An 18,050-nucleotide genomic window follows, 5' to 3' on the forward strand; every position below is an offset into this window, starting at 1 on the left:
TCATCACCTCCTACGAATAAAAATCTACTACTTTTTTCAATGCTTTTATCACGTCATTTGCATCTTTCTCGTTCATTGATTGAAACAGAGGTAAGGTGATAATTCCTTTATAAAGGTTTTCTGCATTTGGACATAGACCGGCTTGATAACCTAAACGCTGATAGTAAGGGTGTAAATAAACAGGTATATAGTGAACGTTAACTCCTATATTTTCCTGTTGCATAGCATTGAAAATATCATCGCGATTTCCTTTTAGCTGATCCAGCTTTAAGTTGATAATATAAAGGTGCCAGCTTGAAGTTGAGGCTGCATCTTGACTTGGGAGATGAATGTGGGAGATGGTTTTTAACTTTTCGTTATAGATCCTGGCAAGATGATTTCGCGTTTCAATAAAATCATCTATTTTTTTCAATTGGCTGACCCCTAATGAAGCTTGGATATCTGTCATCCGATAATTGAAACCAAGGAAGTGCATTTCATAGTACCACGATCCATGGTCTTGAGTTAATTTTTTAGGATCACGGGTTATACCGTGACTGCGGAATTGGAGCAGCTTCTCATAATAAGTTTTATTATTCGTCGTTATCATTCCGCCCTCGCCTGTTGTAATATGTTTAACAGGGTGGAAACTAAACATTGTCATATCACTGATTGAACCGATTTTTTCACCTTTAAATGAAGCGCCTAATGCATGTGCAGCATCTTCAATGACGATCAAGTTATTGGCTTTTGCGATTTTTTGAATCTGCTCGTGATTCACCGGTTGTCCTGTGAAGTCTACTGGTATAATGGCCTTTGTTTTTGGGGTGATCAGCTTTTCGATAGAATCAGGGTCGATATTGTATGTGAGCGGGTCAATATCTGCGAAAACCGGTTTGGCGCCCATGTACAAAATACAATTGGCGCTTGCCGCAAAGGTGATGGGTGTAGTAATGACTTCATCTCCCTGTGAAATTCCCGCAGCAAAGCAAGCTGCATGCAAAGCAGCTGTTCCGCTGGAAAATGCAACAGCATAGCTGCTGCCAGCATATTCAGCGACTTTTTGTTCGAATAAGTCAATTGTTGGTCCCGTCGTCAAATAGTCTCCTCGTAAAATATCGACTACCGATTGGATATCTTCTTCATCCAGCCATTGTCTGCCGTATGGAAGATAAGAATCTCTGACGGGCTTACCGCCTGTAATTGCCAATTTATTCTCACTTGTCATATTCAATTCTCCTATTAAATAAGATTCGTGCCCTTAATCCATTCTTCTGTTTTTCTTATTCCTTCCTCCAAACTGACCTGCGGGCTCCAATTAAGGATTTTCTTTGCCTTTTCGTAGTTGCATAACAATTTTGGAATTTCACTTTGAGGATGTATGTGCGCTACATGGCGAATGTTTTGTTTATCGCCTGCTATTAACTCTGCTAAATCATTAATAGAGATATCTCTTCCAAGGCCTGCGTTTATAATTTCACCGTTAGCTTTTTGGGAATAACCCGCCTGCACGACGAAATTGGCACAATCCTCTACATATAAAAGATCACGGGTTTGAGTGCCATCACCATATATATGCAGCTTTTTACCGTCCAATTTATTTTTTATAAAAATAGCGACTACTCCGCCTTCACCACCTGTTTTCTGGAAAGGCCCATACGTATTAAACGGACGTATAACCACCGCTGGAAGACCATACGCATGATAATAAGAGAGCACCATGTTTTCAGCCGCGATCTTTGCTCCTGCATAAGGAGAAGCGGGTTTAATAGGATCTGTTTCTTTGATGCCTTCAGCAAATGCAGCTCGGTCGTACACCATACAAGTACTCATAAAAACAACTTTCACATTATGCTTTTTACATAATTCTAAAATGTTAAAAGTACCGATTGTGTCATTTGCAAATGTGGTTTTCGGATCGTCAATGCTGTCTTGTACGTTTATGCTTGCACCCAAATGATAGCAAATGTCAAATTGTTTCAAGAAAAGATCTTCTAATGTGTTTAAATCCTTTATATCTCCATTAATAAACTCGATAAAACCCGGGGCGTTTTTCAGCTCTTCGAGATTTTCTAAACGCCCATTCGATAAATCATCCAGCACCCATACTTGATGACCGTCTTCTAATAACTTTTTCACAACCCATCTGCCAATAAAACCTGCTCCGCCGGTAACGAGAATATTCATGCCCATCTTCCTTCCCAGATTAAATTAGTTTTTGCGATTGTAATAATGTAAGGACTTCTCCTTTTGAAATTTGCTCCTGATCATTTGAACTATAGGTTCCTTCAGCTGCTTTTTTTGCTTGAGTATAATGATTTCTTTTCCCAAATGTTGAAGGGATCACAAACATTTCAGGCAGCTCAAAAGCCATTGTCGATTCATCATACGTCATAAGTTCTTCATACATTTTTTCTCCGGGCCGCAGCCCGATTTCTTGTATTTCAATTTCATTAATATCCAAATTGTGTTTTTTGCATGTTTCTTCAACAACGACTGACACTAAGTCACTCAGTGAGATAACCGGCATTTTTAATATGAAAATTTCTCCGCCCTGAGATTCTTTAAGCGCACTAATTAATAATGACGTCGCCTGATCCAGTGTCATCATAAAGCGGTTCATGTTTAAATCCGTAACCGTCACTTTTTTTTGCTTTAAGATTTGTTCTGTAAACAAGGGAACTACGGAACCCCTTGAACCCATTACATTTCCAAACCGAACACAAGAAAAAACCGTCTCGGCTTTTCCCTTGCTGTACTCTGCTGCGGAAATTAACCTTTCAGCTGTGAGTTTTGTTGCTCCATATGCATTCGTTGGTGAGATTGCCTTATCTGAACTTGTAAAAACGACTTTTTTCACGTTTTGGGCAACGGCTGCTTTAATGACATTATTGGTTCCTATAATATTTGTCAGGACCGCTTCATAGGGATTGTATTCGCAAGCGGGAACATGCTTCATGGCAGCCGTATGGAAGACGTAGTCAATGCTGTCCATTGCATTTAACACCCGGTCATAATCTCGCACATCTCCTATTAAAAATCTAATATCTTTTCTGGGCCCGATTTCGTTTTCTAGCATAAATTGTTTATATTCATCCCTGCTGAATATTCGAACAACCTTTGGTTGGTCCTTAAGAATTTGTTTTAGTAGGCTTTTTCCAATCGTTCCTGTTCCGCCAATTATGAGTATTTTTTTATCTTTGAAAAACACAAGTAACCCACTTCCTTTTTCTTGAATGGATGAAACAATGTCGGTTATTGGAGTATATGCTTGTTAGATAACTCTGTGTTTGCTCTAGCCTATTTGGATTCAACTATTATTTTGTCAATGGCGCGACAGTAACAGTAGATCCTGTCGGCCGGAGAAAACAGTCTTTCTCTTAAGAATGAAATGGAGAGATAGCAGGGGAGAAACATCCTGATTGGAGAGCGTGTCATGGAGGAATGGCGATAACGCAGAGATACATAATAAAAAGGCATGAGCCCGGTTCATTCAATACCAAACTCATGCCTTTGCTATTTGTGTCTAACTTTTTGAATCTCTATTCGAACACCGGATCATCCTCATAATAGTAAGAATCCGGATCTTCATACGTATTGGTGTTTTCAAAAGCGGCAATGCCGATGATCACCAGCATGAAAATGACTAAAATGATCCCAATCAGGCCAGTGACAATGCTGGATGCTGCGTAAAACAGCTGCATTTTAATAAATTTTCCGTAATTCTCAAGCATGTTTTCGCCAGCAGTGCCGGTAAGATTTCCTTCAGCTTCCGCGGCTGCTTTTGCTGAACGCATCAGAAAAACGCCTGAAATAATCAGCAGTACGCCCGGAATGGCGCCGATCACTGTCATCAAAGCAGACAGAGTGAGCAGCGAGCCCATAATGATCAGCAAAATGCCTGAAATTTTGCCCCACTTGGCAATGTCTGATAGCGACTTGACAGCAGAGGCGCTTAGCTGGCGGCTCTCACTTTCCGCAGGCACAATCTCCTGTTCCGTGGCACTGCTTTCTTCATTATGATGTTCAATCTCGTTTTCGTCTTTATCCAGACTAATCATGACAGCTCTCTCCCTAAAATTTTTAAATCGTATCTTTTGCCGTCCATTTCGGCAATGCCGGGGAATAGGCCCCATTCTGCAAACCCGTGCTTTTCAAACAGCTTCAGGCTTGGTTTATTATGTCCGAAAATGAAGGCCATAAGTGAGCGGATTCCAAGATTCGGCGCAATGCGAAGCGCTTCTTGGAGCAAATACGATCCGACGCCTTTGCCGCGGCATGCTTCGTCAATGTATATGCTGACTTCCGCTGTTTTATTATAGGCGGGTCTTCCGTAAAATGTTTCAAAGCTGATCCAGGCAGCAACGTTCCCGTTTTCGTCCTCGGCAACATAGAGCGGTCGTGCCTCTGTATGCCCCAAAAACCATTCCATCCGGTCTTCAAGTGTTACCGGCTCGGTATCGGCTGTTACCATTCTGGAGGTAATCGTTGAATTATAAATCGCAACAACTGCCTCCAGATCTTTATGTTCAGCAAGACGCAATGTCATGTTCATAAGTATTTGGCACTCCTCTCAAAAAAATGACATATTTTCGTATCAGTCTGCACAAACTACATCTAAAAAAGTTTTTTGTATAGGTGTATATATTTTCAGAAAAGTGTTCAGAATGTTGCTGAGGTGATGAAACAATGAGAGAGGAAGAAAAGAAAACTTCTCAAGTCAAAAAACTTCAGCAGTTTTTTCGTAAACGCTGGGTGTTCCCTGCAATTTACTTAGTCAGTGCGGCCGTCATTTTAACAGCAGTCCTTTGGTATCAATCTGTATCAAATGATGATGTAAAGGATCAGTTGGCTGATAACGGCGGAAACTCCGCATATGACAACAACGACGATGCAGTTGAAGTAGGAAAGTCAATGGAAAATGTCGCAATGCCGGTTGTTGATTCTGAAAACGTTTCTGTTGTGAAAAAGTTCTATGAAACCGATGCCGCAAAAGAAGAGAAAGAAGCAGCACTCGTTACCTATAATAACACGTACAGCCTAAGCAAAGGAATTGACTTAGCTGAGAAAGACGGAAAAGATTTCGATGTTTCTGCTTCTCTGAGCGGTACGGTTGTCAAAGCTGAAAAAGATCCAGTGCTGGGATATGTTGTAGAAGTTGAACATGCCGACGGCTTATCAACTGTGTATCAATCTCTTTCTGAAGTAAGTGTTGAGCAAGGTGACAAGGTGAAACAAAACCAAGTGATCGGAAAGTCTGGCAAGAACCTTTACAGCGAAGACAGCGGAAACCACGTGCATTTTGAAATCCGTAAAGACGGAGTCGCTATGAACCCGCTGAACTTTATGGACAAGCCGGTCTCTTCTATTGAAAAAGCAGCAGCTGCTGAAGAAAAAGCTGCAACTGAAGAAACAGAAGAATCCATTCAGCAATCTTCCGAGAAAAAGGATGGATCAACTGAAAAAGGAACAGAAGAAAAATCCGGTGAGAAAAAGGATGATTCAACTGACAAATCTGGTTCCAAAGAAAGCAGCACAACAGAAGACACTGAACAGTCTTAATGAAGAAAACGTCTATCCGTGTGATGGGCGTTTTTTTTTGTTACTTTTTGCTTTGTTTCACCGTCTATGTAGTTACACAAAGGCACGTATGTTATAAAGGAGGTTATGGCATGAACCGCCTACTGCTCGCAGTCTGGATCTTTTTTATTCTGCTCTCTGTCTGTACGGAGAGCTTCAGCGGCATGGTCGTATCGCAAACGGTGGCTTTTCATTTTCAGCCGCACCCTGATCTGTCTCAGTTTTTAGACATGGATTTTACTGAGCTTGCTGTACCTGTAGCGCTTATTCAAAAAATCGGGCACGCGTTTTCCTTCTTTGTGCTGACATATTTGCTGTGGAAACAGCGGGGCAGCATAAAATCAGCTGCAGCCGGCTCGTTTGCGTTTGCTTTTTTCACAGAAGTTCTTCAGCTCTTCTTCAGCAGGAACGGATGTATTCGGGATGTGCTCATCGATACTGTTGGAATTGTATTGTTTTGTGGTTTATATGTGTTGGCGAAGCGGAGAAAACATGAGATGTACGAAAAATTTTAAAGCCGGCTGTCTTGGATTCAGACGCCGGCTTTTTCTTTTCTAGAAATTTTGATCGGTTGGTTTTTTCGTCAGTTTATTAATGATGGCTTCATAGATTTTCACAATCAAATCGACGAATGGGCGAAGCAGATCTGAAAATCTAAAGAATAGGAACCCGATAATGATGGCGACAACAAGGCTGCCTAATACATCTACCGGATAGTGATGCCCTACCCAAATTCTCGAAAAGCCTGTCAAAAGCCCGAAAATAACAAGGGGCCAGCCGATTTTGCGGTTTCTGAAAAGCATCGCAATAGAAATCGCTAACGCACCTGTCGTGTGGTCACTCGGAAATGATGCATCCGCATCATGCGGAATCAGCGTATGCACTGTGTGCGTAACGAACGGGCGCGGTTCGAAATAAACTTGCGTAATCAAAAAGTTGATGACAAGACCTGCAATTCCTGTAAGGCCAGCGTAAAGCACATTTTTTCTGCTTTGCGTATTCCCGAACAGCCAAATTGCCAATAGGATAAGGGCATAGGCGACAATGGCATATTCCGTTATGAAGATCATAATCGAATCGAGAACCGAATTGTGATGAGATAGTCCATGAATAGCTTTAAAAATTTCGTAATTCAAATAATCACCTTTTACATTTTTAATAATAGACTCATTATACTCATAAAAAGTTTCAAATCAAAAAAGACTTTGCCAAAATGCGTGACGCTTGAAGAGAATTCGAAGGGGAGACAGCGTTTCTGGGGGTTTTTTCTATACGCAAAAAAGAGATTCGGAATTCCGAATCTCTTCTAAACGATTACAGTGCTTCAGGTCCTTCCTCGCCGGTGCGGATGTTGATCGTATTGCTGATTTCATAGACAAATATTTTTCCGTCACCAGGTGATCCTGTTTTCAGGACCCTTTTAGCGGTCTCAGTCACTTGATCAACAGGAACTTTGCTGACCACGATTTCAATTTTTAAACGTTCATATACATTGCTTTCTATTTTTACCCCTCGATAGAGCTCCGTATGTGCTTTTTGAAGGCCGCAGCCGTGAACATTGGAGAAGGTCAGAGAGGTGACCCCGATTTTTCCGAGTTCCTGCTTCAGCTTTTCAAAATTTGCCGGACGCGTTACAATTTCTACCTTGAACATTTGACCGCTCATAGCGTCACTCCTCACATAGAATCTTGATATGCTTTTTCCCCGTGCATCGTTAAGTCAAGCCCAAGTGATTCTTCTTCTTCGGTTGCGCGAAGGGGAAGGAAGAGGCCTACAATTTTAATAATAACGAAAGTGACAATAAATACAAAAACATAAGTGGCGGCGATGGCTACGATTTGTTTCCAGATTAAGCTTGCATCACCATAAAATAATCCGTCCGCGCCCGCTGAGTTAACAGAGGTTGTCGCGAATAATCCTGTTGCGATTCCTCCCCATGTGCCGCCGATGCCATGCAGGCCAAAGGCGTCGAGTGCATCATCGTATCCGAATTTCTTTTTAAGTGAGAATACGCCCCAGAAACAAACCGCTCCGCCAATGATGCCGATAATAATGGAAGAGAACGGTGTGACAAATCCTGCAGCCGGCGTAATCGCCACAAGCCCGGCGATTGCGCCGGATACCGCTCCGAGCATCGTCGGTTTTTTGTTAATGATCCATTCTACTAAGATCCAGCCGGCAATCCCAGCTGCTGCGGCAGTGTTTGTGTTGATGAAAGCGTACATGGCCACACCGTCTAAGGTCAGGGCGCTGCCGACGTTAAAACCGAACCAGCCGAACCAAATCAAAGCCCCGCCTAAGAACGTGTAAATGAGGTTGTGCGGAGAAGACGCTGTGCCGTCTTTCCGTTTGCCGAGCACAATAGCGAGAACAAGGCCTGCCACACCGGAGGAAATATGAACAACGTTGCCGCCGGCGAAATCGAGCGCGCCAAGCTGGCCGATCCAGCCGCCGCCCCATACCCAGTGCGCAACCGGCGTGTAAACCAAAGAAGCCCATAAAACCGAGAATAAAAGAAAAGCGCCGAATCGCATTCGCTCTGCGAAAGCCCCGGAAATAATTGCTGTTGTCAGAACAGCGAACGTCATTTGAAACATCATAAACAATGAGTGGGGAATGGTATCGCTATAATCTCCCGGATCAAATCCAACCCCTTTCAGACCGGCCCACTCCAGTCCGCCAATGATTGAATTGCCTGGTGCGAAGGCAAGTGTATATCCGAACAGCACCCAAACGATGGAAACGATGGCAATGGAAGAGAAACTGTGCATTGCAGTGCTCAGCACATTTTTGCTTTTTACCATTCCTCCATAAAATAACGCTAATCCCGGGGTCATCAGCCACACGAGTAAAGCGCAAAAGAACATAAAAACTGTATCGCCCATTTGCATGTCTCATTCCTCCGTATCTTTCAGAATTATTATATTTCTTCATTATAGAGAAAAAAGAATGATAAAACATTTTCATGTAAGATTTCCTAACATGGTTTTTTAGGGAATGTTATCGAGGGATGTAAAGAATGGAAAACGGCATTTTTTGCGATATAAGACTTTATATCTATAAAAGAAGCTATCTATATGAGCAGAAAAGAGAATTGACAATGATTAGAATGTTTTATACTGTATTAAGTGTACTAACTCGAATAATACACTAAGGGGAGATGCGTTATGAATAAAGGGGGCAGGCTGAGGAGAGCGGTAAGTAAATCGATTCCGGCGACGTTCCGATTGTTTTTAGCCTTTAATTTTTTCGTGTACGGCCTGGCGAAAGTGGTGATAGGCCAGTTTGGAGAGGTGACGCCTGAAATCGAGGCAGCCGCTGGGAAGGGGTTTACCATTGTGTGGACATTTTTTGGTTATTCTCACGTTTACGAACTGTTTATAGGTTTCGGTGAAATCCTTGCAGCTGTGTTACTGCTGATTCCGAGAACATCTGCATTAGGGGCAGTTGTTTTTATGCCGATTATTGTGAACATCGTCTTGATTAACTATTGTTTTCATATTGGTGTGCAGGATCTTAGCACGATATTAATGGTCATGTGTCTCATCCTGCTTTGGGTGGACCGCCGCAAATTCATGGGCATTTTCAGACAGGAGCCGTTAAACGGCGGGCAGGTGATGAAGCGATGACACCCCTTATGATTACAGTGCTTGCCGGTCTGTTCATATGCACGACCTGTTACTATTACATAAAAGAAAAATCATAAGAAAAGCGCTCCTTCTGAGAATTTCACAAGCATACTAAAAGAACTTAGGCAGAGTGAAGAGTAAAATAAGCAATGTGAGAAACACTAACAGCATCAGGAGGAGACGTATGATGACTACACTCAACATTGATTTTCAAAAAACAGCATTGGTTATCATTGATTTGCAAAAAGGAATTGTGCCGATAGATCAAAGCGGACAGGTTGTCCCAAATGCGAAAAAGCTCGTAGATGAATTTCGAAAACATAACGGGTTCATCAGCTTTGTGAATGTAGCCTTCCATGACGGAGCGGATGCGCTGAAGCCGCAAACAGATGAGCTTACGCAGGGAGGTTCAGGGGAAATGCCTGCGGACTGGGCCGAATTTGTTCCGGAAATCGGTGTGCAGGATGGAGATTACACTGTAACAAAACGGCAGTGGGGTGCATTCTTCGGCACGGATTTAGATTTACAGCTGAGGCGCCGCGGCATTGACACGATTGTATTGTGCGGCATCGCGACGAACATCGGGGTGGAAAGCACAGCACGCGAGGCATTCCAGCTTGGCTATCAGCAGATTTTTATTACAGATGCCATGTCCACGTTCAGCCAGGAAGAGCATGAAGCCACACTGCGCTTTATTTTTCCGAGAATCGGTAAATCGCGGACAACGGAAGAATTTCTAGCGCAAGTGAAATGATGATATCGAAAAAAAGCCGTGCTGTTTTTTTAACAGCGGTAGCTTCAGGGACGATGCTGAATCCGCTGAATTCGTCTATGATTTCTCTTGCGCTCCATAGCATCCAGCATGAGTTTCACCTGTCGTTTACGACGGTTTCCTGGCTGATTTCCTCGTTTTACCTGGCGAGTGCCGTGGCTCAGCCTGTAACGGGAAAGCTCGGCGATTTGATCGGGCGGAAACGCTTGTTTTTATTTGGGCTCATTCTTGTTGCGGTTTCTGCCATCGGGGCACCGTTTGCGCCAACATTTATGACATTATTGATCATGCGGCTGTTTCAATCGGTAGGGAGCAGTGCGATTTATCCGTCAGGAGTCGGGCTGATTCGGAGTCATATTCATGAGCGGCAGGCATCAGCCTTGGCTGTGCTCTCTATTTTTGCATCTGCCATGACGGCGCTCGGGCCGACAGTCGGTGGTTTTTTGATTGTGTGGGGCGGCTGGCCGGCGATCTTTATCGTCAATTTGCCGTTTATTATCCTCAGTTTCTTATTGGGCATGTATATGTTCCCGAAAGATCAGAAAAAAGGGGCAGGAATCAAAACGATTATCCGGCAGCTCGACATTCTTGGCATTGTTTTATTTGCCGGAGGAATCATTTTGCTTCTATCCTTTCTGCTGTCGTTCAGCACGTCGCCGCATGCGGTTGAAGGTGTGTTGGGGGTGCTTCTGCTCGGTGCCTTTGTCTGGCACGAGCTGAAGACGGATAAGCCATTTATTGATGTCCGTCTGTTTAAAACGCAGCGAAACTTGTCAGCCGTATATGTTCAGTTTATTTTACTGAATGTTTTCTTCTATTGTTTATTTTTTGGGCTGCCGAGTTATTTTCAAGACGAAATGCATCTTTCTGTTCAAGCGAGCGGTCTGTTTATGTTGTTTATGTCAGGGATGAGCATCGTTGTGTCACCTATTACGGGCAAATGGATCGACCGATCAGGCGTCGTCAAGCCGATCTTTGCGGGTGCGCTTTTGATGACGGCTGGAGCCGTGCTCTTAACCATCTTTTTTATCAACGCTCAGGTCATCGGGAAAGGCTTTATACTGTCAATCTTGGGTATGGGGTACGGACTTGGAAATGTCGCGCTGCAGGCAGCAATGCTCAAAACGAGTCCTTCTAACATGGTAGGGACGACTTCAGGGCTGTTTCAAACCTGCCGTTACTTAGGGTCGATTTTGTCTTCGGTGATCCTTGGTCTTCTTTTTGGAAAGGAAATCACGGCAGCCCATTTTGATATGATGGGAATCATCATGATCATAGCGGGCGGAGCGAGCCTGTTTATGGCTGTGAGATTTGCTGCATTAATGAAAACTGCATCATGAGAAAAAGAGACAGACACTGCGCCTGTCTCTTTTTCTTGTTTAGACTGTTCAAATAGAAGCGGGAAAATTGTATATCATAGCCAATGTTATTGTCTGACTTTTTAGTTATATTAAGTGACATCGAATGTCAGAAAAATGAACATATGACGAAAAACAGACAATATTGAAAGGGGAGCCGGCTATGAAATTAAAAGAGAGCCAGCATCAATCCAACAAACTGAGCAATGAAGATCTGCTGCCTTTAGGACAGGAAAAAAGGACATGGAAAGCAATGAACTTTGCCTCTATTTGGATGGGGTGTATACATAATATACCGACCTACGCGACGGTGGGCGGGTTAATTGCGATCGGTCTTTCGCCTTGGCAGGTGCTGGCGATCATTATTACGGCATCGCTTATCTTATTTGGCGCACTGGCCTTAAACGGCCATGCGGGGGCAAAATACGGGCTGCCGTTTCCTGTGATCATCCGGGCTTCTTACGGAATATACGGCGCGAATATCCCTGCGCTTCTAAGGGCGTTTACAGCGATCATGTGGCTCGGCATTCAGACCTTTGCGGGAAGCACGGCGCTGAACATTTTGCTTTTGAATATATGGCCGGGCTGGGGAGAAATTGGCGGCGGGTGGAACATTCTCGGCATCCACTTGTCCGGTTTGCTTTCTTTTGTATTCTTTTGGGCCATTCATTTACTCGTATTGCATCATGGCATGGAATCGATTAAGCGTTTTGAGGTGTGGGCAGGTCCTTTAGTGTATGTCGTCTTTGGCGGCATGGTATGGTGGGCCGTCGATATTGCCGGAGGGTTGGGGCCTATCTATTCTCAGCCAGGAAAGTTCCATACATTTTCAGAGACATTCTGGCCGTTTGCTGCCGGGGTTACCGGTATCATCGGCATCTGGGCGACATTGATCTTAAATATCCCTGATTTTACACGGTTTGCTGAAACGCAAAAAGAGCAAATCAAAGGGCAATTTTACGGTTTGCCGGGAACCTTCGCGCTGTTTGCGTTTGCCAGTATTACAGTGACTTCCGGTTCACAGGTCGCTTTCGGCGAGCCGATTTGGGATGTTGTCGAAATTTTGGCGAGGTTTGATAACCCTTATGTCATCGTATTGTCCGTGATTACGCTCTGCATCGCCACGATCTCTGTAAACGTCGCCGCGAACATCGTATCGCCGGCTTATGATATAGCGAATGCCCTGCCGAAATATATCAATTTCAAACGCGGCAGTTTTATCACTGCGTTGCTCGCTTTATTTACGGTTCCGTGGAAGCTGATGGAGAGCGCGACAAGCGTATATGCGTTTCTCGGCTTGATTGGAGGCATGCTTGGTCCGGTGGCAGGCGTGATGATGGCTGATTACTTTATCATTCGCAAACGGGAGCTCTCGGTAGATGACCTGTATTCCGAAACAGGGCGTTATGTGTATTTTAAAGGCTATAATTACCGTGCATTTGCAGCCACGATTTTGGGCGCGCTGGTCTCGCTGATTGGCATGTATGTTCCTGCATTGAAAAGCTTATACGATATTTCCTGGTTTGTCGGTGTGCTGATTTCATTTCTTTTCTATATTGTTCTGATGCGTGTTCACCCTCCGGCTCCATCGGTGATTGAGACGTTTGAATCTGAGCAGGTTCGTCAGGCTGAATAAGATCTATCTCACGGTATATTTTCATATTTTTGAAATGGTTTTCCATAAATAGAACATTTATAATTGTTTTAGAAATTATTCTAAAACGAAATGGGAATCGAATATGAGAAAATGGTATTTTATTCTTTTGGCAGGTGTGTTAACGTCCGTCATCCTTGCCTTTGTTTTTGATAAGACAAAAGCGAATGAGGAAGAGCAAGGGAATTGCATCTATGTTTCGCCAGAGGGCAGTGATCAAAATGAAGGCACGAAAGATAAGCCGTTTCGTACACTGGCACATGCTTCAGAGGAGGCTGCCGCCGGCACAACCGTCATGATTCGGGAAGGCACGTATCATGAAACCCTTGAGGTAAAGCACAGCGGTACGGACGGAAAGCCGATCACGTTCCGAAACTATGAAAATGAAAAAGTCGTGATTAGCGGAGGATCCGTTGCGGACGCAGAATATGAGGCACCGCTCATTCATATTCACGATAAACATGACATTGCCATCAGCGGTTTAACGATTCAAGATCTTACTGTTTCATCTGAGGCAGCAACTGCTATGGGGATTTATGTATCAGGCTCCAGCAGTCATATTGCCATTAAGAACAATCATGTCCGGGATATTAAGACAACAGCAGATGAAGGAAATGCCCACGGAATTGCAGTCTATGGAACTGGCAGCATGAAAGACATTCAAATCAAGGATAATACGGTTGAGAATCTGACGCTTGGAGCGAGTGAAGCGGTTGTGCTAAACGGAAATATTGACGGCTTCACCGTTGCGGGCAATGTGGTCCGCAACAATAATAACATCGGGATTGACCTTATCGGTTATGAGGGAACCGCGGACAAAAACGATTACGTGCGAAACGGAGTCGTAGAAAACAATACGGTTTATCAAAACTCGACTTACGGAAACCCAGCTTATGGAGATGATTACTCAGCGGGCGGGATTTATGTCGATGGCGGACACAGCATCGAGATTAAGAAAAACACAGTTTACGATAACGATATTGGGATTGAAGCAACGTCTGAACACAAAGGGAAATATGCAAATGATATTCAGATAACAGACAACAAAGTATACAACAATGCTTATACCGGTATTTCAATCGGAGGATACGACAAAAAGCGGGGCGGAACCAGCAATTCTCTGATTGCACACAACATTATGTACCGGAATGACACAAAGGGGCTGTATGGCGGACAACTGCTGCTGCAGTATGATACGAAAAACAACACAATCGAAAAGAATATTTTGACGGCCAGTGATTCAAGATTATTTATCGGAAACGATTTTACAGAAAATGAAGGCAATACGGTCAATCATAACGTGTACCATAAGGAAGCGGATCAAGACGGCATATGGATGTGGAAAAAGAATGAATACGATTCATTTTCGTCGTATCGAAAAGCAACAAATAACGATCAGCAATCCATTTATGCCGATCCGATGTATCGTGATGAAGATTCCTATGACTTTACGTTAGATCCTGATTCACCTGCGCGGCCGGTCATTGAATAATATGCCATTAGCGGCGTTCTCTTCCGTTCAACGGAGCAGGACGCCGCTTTTTATATGCAAAAAAGACTGCCGGCATATCCCGGCAGTCTGAGCGTTATTCTGCAATAGACACTTTTCCTTCAGCCTCAGCTGGTTTTTTCTGGCTCCATGCATAGAGAAGCAGAGCAATCAGAACGAACAGCCCCGCTGATAAATAAATGGCAGAGAAGCCGGCAGATGCTACAAACAATCCGAATACATACGACCCTACAGCAATTCCGCTGTCAAAGAAGGTAAAGAACGTTGCCGTCGCAAAACCTGAGCGGTGAGCCGGAGATTTCTGGATCGCCAATGTTTGCATACAAGGAACGATTGATCCGTATCCGAGACCGATAACCGCTCCTGAAAGAAGGAGCATCAAGCCGCTATGTGTGAAGGACAGCATGCAGAGCCCCACTGAGAAAATCAAGATTGATGGGTAAATGACAATGCCCGGTCCGACTTTGTCGAACAATTTCCCTGTGAATGGGCGTGCAATCATCATTGTCACCGCAAAGCAAACAAAGAAATATCCGCTGATATTCGAAAGATCAACTGATTTGGCGAATACAGACAAATACGCTGTGACAGTTGAATAACAGAAAGAAATAAATAAACCGACCGTCGCAATCTTAAGTGCGCCTTTTTCAAACATATCCGAGAACGAAAAACGAAATACAGTTGTGCCGCTGTCTTGGTTTTGAGGCACCTTTATCAAGAACGAAACAAGTAAGCCTGCAACCATAAACAGCGCAAAGGCTGTAAAGAATACAGAGAAGCTTACGACCTTCATCAAATTCAGTCCAAGGAAAGGCCCGATTGCCATGGCGAGGTTCATAGACATGGCAAAGTATCCAAGCCCTTCACCGCGGCGTTTGGCCGGAATAATGTCCGCTGCAATTGCACCTGTTACAGTCGTTAAAATGCTGAACCAAATCCCTTGAAAGAACCGCAAGCCAAGCAGTAAGTAAAAGTTATGAATGGGCATATACAGAAAAGATGAAAGGGCGAATAACGCCATTGATACAATCGCCATTCTTTTCTTGCCGAAACGCTCAACGATGGCTCCGGAGAAAGGCCGTGTAATGATTGCTGACAGAAGGAACAGGCTGATTAAAAGCCCGCCTTGTGATTCTGTGCCGCCAAGCTCTTGAAGCGTATAGATCGGCAGTACAGTTAAAAATGTATAAAAGAACACAAACACAAATAAATTGACAAGCAGGACCATAATAAAATCCTTGGTCCATATCGCATCCGCTTTTTTCAAATGTATGTCACTTCCTTATTTTCATTGTTGCAAAAACATGCGAAATAAATGAGAAAAAGCTTCCTTATCTTCATCCCGGAAATCTACAAGTAGTTCTTCCTCGAATTTCAGCATTTTCACATTGATTTCTTCGTATTTTTTCTCGGCTTCTTTTGTGAGGACAACAAGTTTTTCCCGTTTGTCTTCACCTTGCCGTCTCTGAACCCAGCCGTTTTCCTCCAGGCGTTTGATCGTCCGTGTTACAGTCGGCGCTTCCACATTTAAATAGGACCAAATCTCTTTTTGAGTCATTGGTCCGATCGTACGCAAACAATATAAAACTGACCATTGAGATGAATAAAGGCCGAATGGCTCCAGCTGTTCATTGGCTTTCTTGGCAATCAGGCGGGCGCTTTGGTTGATTTGATGAATGAGGTGTCTGTTGACGTAGGTCATTTCGGTCTCCTTCTAAAAAACTTACCTAAGTAACTAATTGCTTTTTTTATTTTACAGGAGCGCTGAATGGATGTAAAGATAAAAATTTAGTGACGCGAAATAGTTTGCCGAAGCTGAAAAAGTTCGTTTCACCCCTTGTCCTTATTGAGTTTTTAGCATATTCCCAAAAGAATGCTAATACACTGTTACAAACCTAACAAAGAGAGTGTTTGAGGTGAGGGATCGTGGGCACATTTCACAAACTTACTTTTAAAACCATACAACGAAGAAGCGGCATAATGAATGACTCTTTACAGAATACGGATCTCATTTCACACTTCTCACATCCATTTTAGGGAGGTCGAGTGGTGTGCACGATTACATCAAAGAGCGAACAATCAAGATAGGGAAGTACATCGTGGAGACAAAGAAAACCGTTCGTGTCATTGCGAAGGAATTTGGTGTTTCCAAAAGTACAGTACACAAGGATTTAACAGAGCGTCTGCCTGAAATTAACCCTGACTTGGCAAACGAAGTGAAAGAAATACTCGATTATCATAAATCCATAAGGCATTTAAGAGGAGGAGAAGCGACAAAACTCAAATATAAAAAAGATGAAATTCTCGAAGGAGAGCCTGTTCAGCAATCGTAATCACCTGCTGTCATCAGTTGGCATTGTCTTCTTGAAATCGTTCATAAAACATCCGCAAAAAATTGTAAAGAACTTAATGCGCTTCCAACTTTTTTTCTATATTTTATGATAATATATATAATTAGGGCACAATGTGGATATTTACTGTGAAACAGATTTTCAAGGAGGATATAAATAGATGTTTGCAAGGGATATTGGTATTGACCTCGGTACTGCAAATGTACTGATCCATGTTAAAGGTAAAGGAATTGTTCTGAATGAACCTTCCGTAGTAGCACTTGATAAAAACAGCGGCAAAGTGCTGGCGGTTGGCGAAGAGGCAAGACGAATGGTTGGACGTACACCTGGGAATATTGTTGCGATTCGCCCGCTGAAAGACGGAGTTATTGCTGATTTTGAAGTAACAGAAGCAATGCTGAAGCATTTTATTAACAAGCTGAATGTAAAGGGCTTGTTCTCAAAACCGCGCATGCTCATTTGCTGCCCGACGAATATTACATCCGTTGAGCAAAAAGCAATCAAAGAAGCTGCAGAAAAAAGCGGCGGTAAACATGTATACCTTGAAGAAGAACCTAAAGTTGCCGCTATCGGCGCGGGTATGGAAATATTCCAGCCAAGCGGTAACATGGTTGTAGACATCGGAGGCGGGACGACGGATATCGCGGTTATTTCAATGGGCGATATTGTCACCTCCTCTTCTATTAAAATGGCTGGGGACAAGTTTGACATGGAAATCTTAAATTACATCAAACGCGAGTACAAGCTGCTTATCGGCGAACGTACTGCGGAAGATATTAAGATTAAAGTCGCAACGGTTTTCCCAGACGCACGTCACGAAGAAATTTCCATTCGCGGACGGGACATGGTTTCCGGTCTTCCAAGAACAATTACAGTAAACAGTAAAGAAGTTGAAGAAGCCCTTCGTGAATCTGTCGCTGTTATTGTGCAGGCTGCGAAACAAGTGCTTGAAAGAACACCGCCTGAACTTTCCGCTGATATTATTGACCGCGGGGTTATTATTACTGGCGGAGGCGCGCTCTTAAACGGCCTTGACCAGCTGCTTGCTGAAGAGCTGAAGGTACCGGTCCTCGTCGCTGAAAATCCTATGGATTGCGTAGCCATCGGCACAGGTGTCATGCTTGATAATATGGACAAGCTTCCTAAACGCAAACTAAGCTGATTTCACAAACCTCATTCTGAAAAAGAATGGGGTTTTTTTATGAAAAAGCCTTCAC

General features: G+C 43.4%; 20 protein-coding genes. 10 read left to right on the top strand and 10 right to left on the bottom strand.

Annotation, left to right across the window (positions count from 1 at the left end; genetic code table 11):
* Positions 1-10: 10 nt before the first annotated feature.
* The 5 genes from pseC to CVV77_RS11225 form a co-directional block, all read right to left on the bottom strand.
* Complete coding sequence (gene pseC, locus CVV77_RS11205) at positions 11-1,207, bottom strand: UDP-4-amino-4,6-dideoxy-N-acetyl-beta-L-altrosamine transaminase (RefSeq protein ID WP_100275412.1); 1,197 nt, start codon at positions 1,205-1,207, stop codon at positions 11-13.
* A gap of 14 nt (positions 1,208-1,221) precedes the next feature.
* Positions 1,222-2,166, bottom strand: a complete 945-nt coding sequence (locus CVV77_RS11210; protein ID WP_088111923.1) for a dTDP-glucose 4,6-dehydratase — start codon at positions 2,164-2,166, stop codon at positions 1,222-1,224.
* Between the two features lie 19 nt (positions 2,167-2,185).
* The gene (locus tag CVV77_RS11215; RefSeq protein ID WP_100275413.1) at positions 2,186-3,190 is read right to left on the bottom strand and encodes an SDR family NAD(P)-dependent oxidoreductase; all 1,005 of its coding nucleotides are present in this window, start codon (positions 3,188-3,190) and stop codon (positions 2,186-2,188) included.
* Between the two features lie 331 nt (positions 3,191-3,521).
* Positions 3,522-4,040 carry a DUF5362 family protein gene (locus CVV77_RS11220; RefSeq protein WP_100275414.1) on the bottom strand — a complete coding sequence of 173 codons (519 nt, stop codon included), beginning with the start codon at positions 4,038-4,040 and terminating at the stop codon, positions 3,522-3,524.
* Positions 4,037-4,528, bottom strand: coding sequence for a GNAT family N-acetyltransferase (locus CVV77_RS11225; RefSeq protein WP_080030786.1), 492 nt, complete (start codon positions 4,526-4,528; stop codon positions 4,037-4,039). The genes CVV77_RS11220 and CVV77_RS11225 overlap by 4 nt, the downstream gene beginning before the upstream one ends.
* Before the next feature lie 140 nt (positions 4,529-4,668).
* Between CVV77_RS11225 and spoIIQ the strand changes: the two genes are divergently transcribed.
* On the top strand, positions 4,669-5,541 hold the full coding sequence (gene spoIIQ / locus CVV77_RS11230; protein WP_003235692.1) for a stage II sporulation protein SpoIIQ: 873 nt from the start codon (positions 4,669-4,671) through the stop codon (positions 5,539-5,541).
* 110 nt (positions 5,542-5,651) lie between these two features.
* Complete coding sequence (locus tag CVV77_RS11235; protein WP_088111925.1) at positions 5,652-6,074, top strand: VanZ family protein; 423 nt, start codon at positions 5,652-5,654, stop codon at positions 6,072-6,074.
* 39 nt (positions 6,075-6,113) lie between these two features.
* Here the strand turns inward: CVV77_RS11235 and bcrC are convergent, their stop codons facing one another.
* The 3 genes from bcrC to amtB all read right to left on the bottom strand — a co-directional run bounded on the left by bcrC (position 6,114) and on the right by amtB (position 8,450).
* Positions 6,114-6,695 (bottom strand): undecaprenyl-diphosphate phosphatase BcrC, encoded by a 582-nt coding sequence (bcrC, locus tag CVV77_RS11240; RefSeq protein WP_100275415.1) that lies wholly within the window; start codon positions 6,693-6,695, stop codon positions 6,114-6,116.
* A gap of 178 nt (positions 6,696-6,873) precedes the next feature.
* Complete coding sequence (locus CVV77_RS11250; protein WP_003221829.1) at positions 6,874-7,224, bottom strand: P-II family nitrogen regulator; 351 nt, start codon at positions 7,222-7,224, stop codon at positions 6,874-6,876.
* Between the two features lie 11 nt (positions 7,225-7,235).
* On the bottom strand, positions 7,236-8,450 hold the full coding sequence (amtB, locus tag CVV77_RS11255; protein WP_003235687.1) for an ammonium transporter AmtB: 1,215 nt from the start codon (positions 8,448-8,450) through the stop codon (positions 7,236-7,238).
* 276 nt (positions 8,451-8,726) lie between these two features.
* Here amtB and CVV77_RS11260 point away from each other — a divergent pair, with 276 nt between their 5' ends.
* The 5 genes from CVV77_RS11260 to CVV77_RS11280 all read left to right on the top strand — a co-directional run bounded on the left by CVV77_RS11260 (position 8,727) and on the right by CVV77_RS11280 (position 14,464).
* A complete protein-coding gene (locus CVV77_RS11260) occupies positions 8,727-9,188 on the top strand; it encodes a hypothetical protein (RefSeq protein ID WP_100275416.1) in 462 nt (153 codons plus the stop codon).
* 184 nt (positions 9,189-9,372) lie between these two features.
* Complete coding sequence (locus CVV77_RS11265) at positions 9,373-9,942, top strand: isochorismatase family protein (RefSeq protein WP_100275417.1); 570 nt, start codon at positions 9,373-9,375, stop codon at positions 9,940-9,942.
* The gene (locus tag CVV77_RS11270) at positions 9,942-11,300 is read left to right on the top strand and encodes an MFS transporter (RefSeq protein ID WP_100275418.1); all 1,359 of its coding nucleotides are present in this window, start codon (positions 9,942-9,944) and stop codon (positions 11,298-11,300) included. The genes CVV77_RS11265 and CVV77_RS11270 overlap by 1 nt, the downstream gene beginning before the upstream one ends.
* A gap of 181 nt (positions 11,301-11,481) precedes the next feature.
* Positions 11,482-12,954, top strand: coding sequence for an allantoin permease (pucI, locus tag CVV77_RS11275; RefSeq protein WP_100275419.1), 1,473 nt, complete (start codon positions 11,482-11,484; stop codon positions 12,952-12,954).
* 103 nt (positions 12,955-13,057) lie between these two features.
* Positions 13,058-14,464 (top strand): right-handed parallel beta-helix repeat-containing protein, encoded by a 1,407-nt coding sequence (locus CVV77_RS11280; RefSeq protein ID WP_100275420.1) that lies wholly within the window; start codon positions 13,058-13,060, stop codon positions 14,462-14,464.
* Between the two features lie 94 nt (positions 14,465-14,558).
* On the opposite strand, the gene CVV77_RS11285 is transcribed toward CVV77_RS11280, so the two are convergent.
* Positions 14,559-15,749, bottom strand: a complete 1,191-nt coding sequence (locus CVV77_RS11285) for an MFS transporter (protein ID WP_019259691.1) — start codon at positions 15,747-15,749, stop codon at positions 14,559-14,561.
* A 21-nt stretch (positions 15,750-15,770) separates the two neighbouring features.
* Positions 15,771-16,184, bottom strand: coding sequence for a MarR family winged helix-turn-helix transcriptional regulator (locus tag CVV77_RS11290; protein ID WP_100275421.1), 414 nt, complete (start codon positions 16,182-16,184; stop codon positions 15,771-15,773).
* A 224-nt stretch (positions 16,185-16,408) separates the two neighbouring features.
* Here CVV77_RS11290 and CVV77_RS11295 point away from each other — a divergent pair, with 224 nt between their 5' ends.
* From CVV77_RS11295 to mbl, 3 genes are all read left to right on the top strand, one after another.
* Entirely contained in the window at positions 16,409-16,519 is a 111-nt protein-coding gene (locus CVV77_RS11295) for a protein usd (protein ID WP_080010888.1), read from the top strand.
* 14 nt (positions 16,520-16,533) lie between these two features.
* Positions 16,534-16,815: a sporulation transcriptional regulator SpoIIID gene (gene spoIIID / locus CVV77_RS11300; RefSeq protein ID WP_003221804.1), complete on the top strand. Its 282-nt coding sequence runs from the start codon at positions 16,534-16,536 to the stop codon at positions 16,813-16,815.
* Between the two features lie 178 nt (positions 16,816-16,993).
* Positions 16,994-17,995 carry a cell shape-determining protein Mbl gene (gene mbl, locus CVV77_RS11305; RefSeq protein WP_003227776.1) on the top strand — a complete coding sequence of 334 codons (1,002 nt, stop codon included), beginning with the start codon at positions 16,994-16,996 and terminating at the stop codon, positions 17,993-17,995.
* Positions 17,996-18,050: the final 55 nt, after the last annotated feature.

Origin of the sequence: Bacillus sp. SN1, from assembly GCF_002796895.1 — a bacterium.
In the GTDB taxonomy this organism is placed as follows: Bacteria; Bacillota; Bacilli; order Bacillales; family Bacillaceae; genus Bacillus; species Bacillus inaquosorum.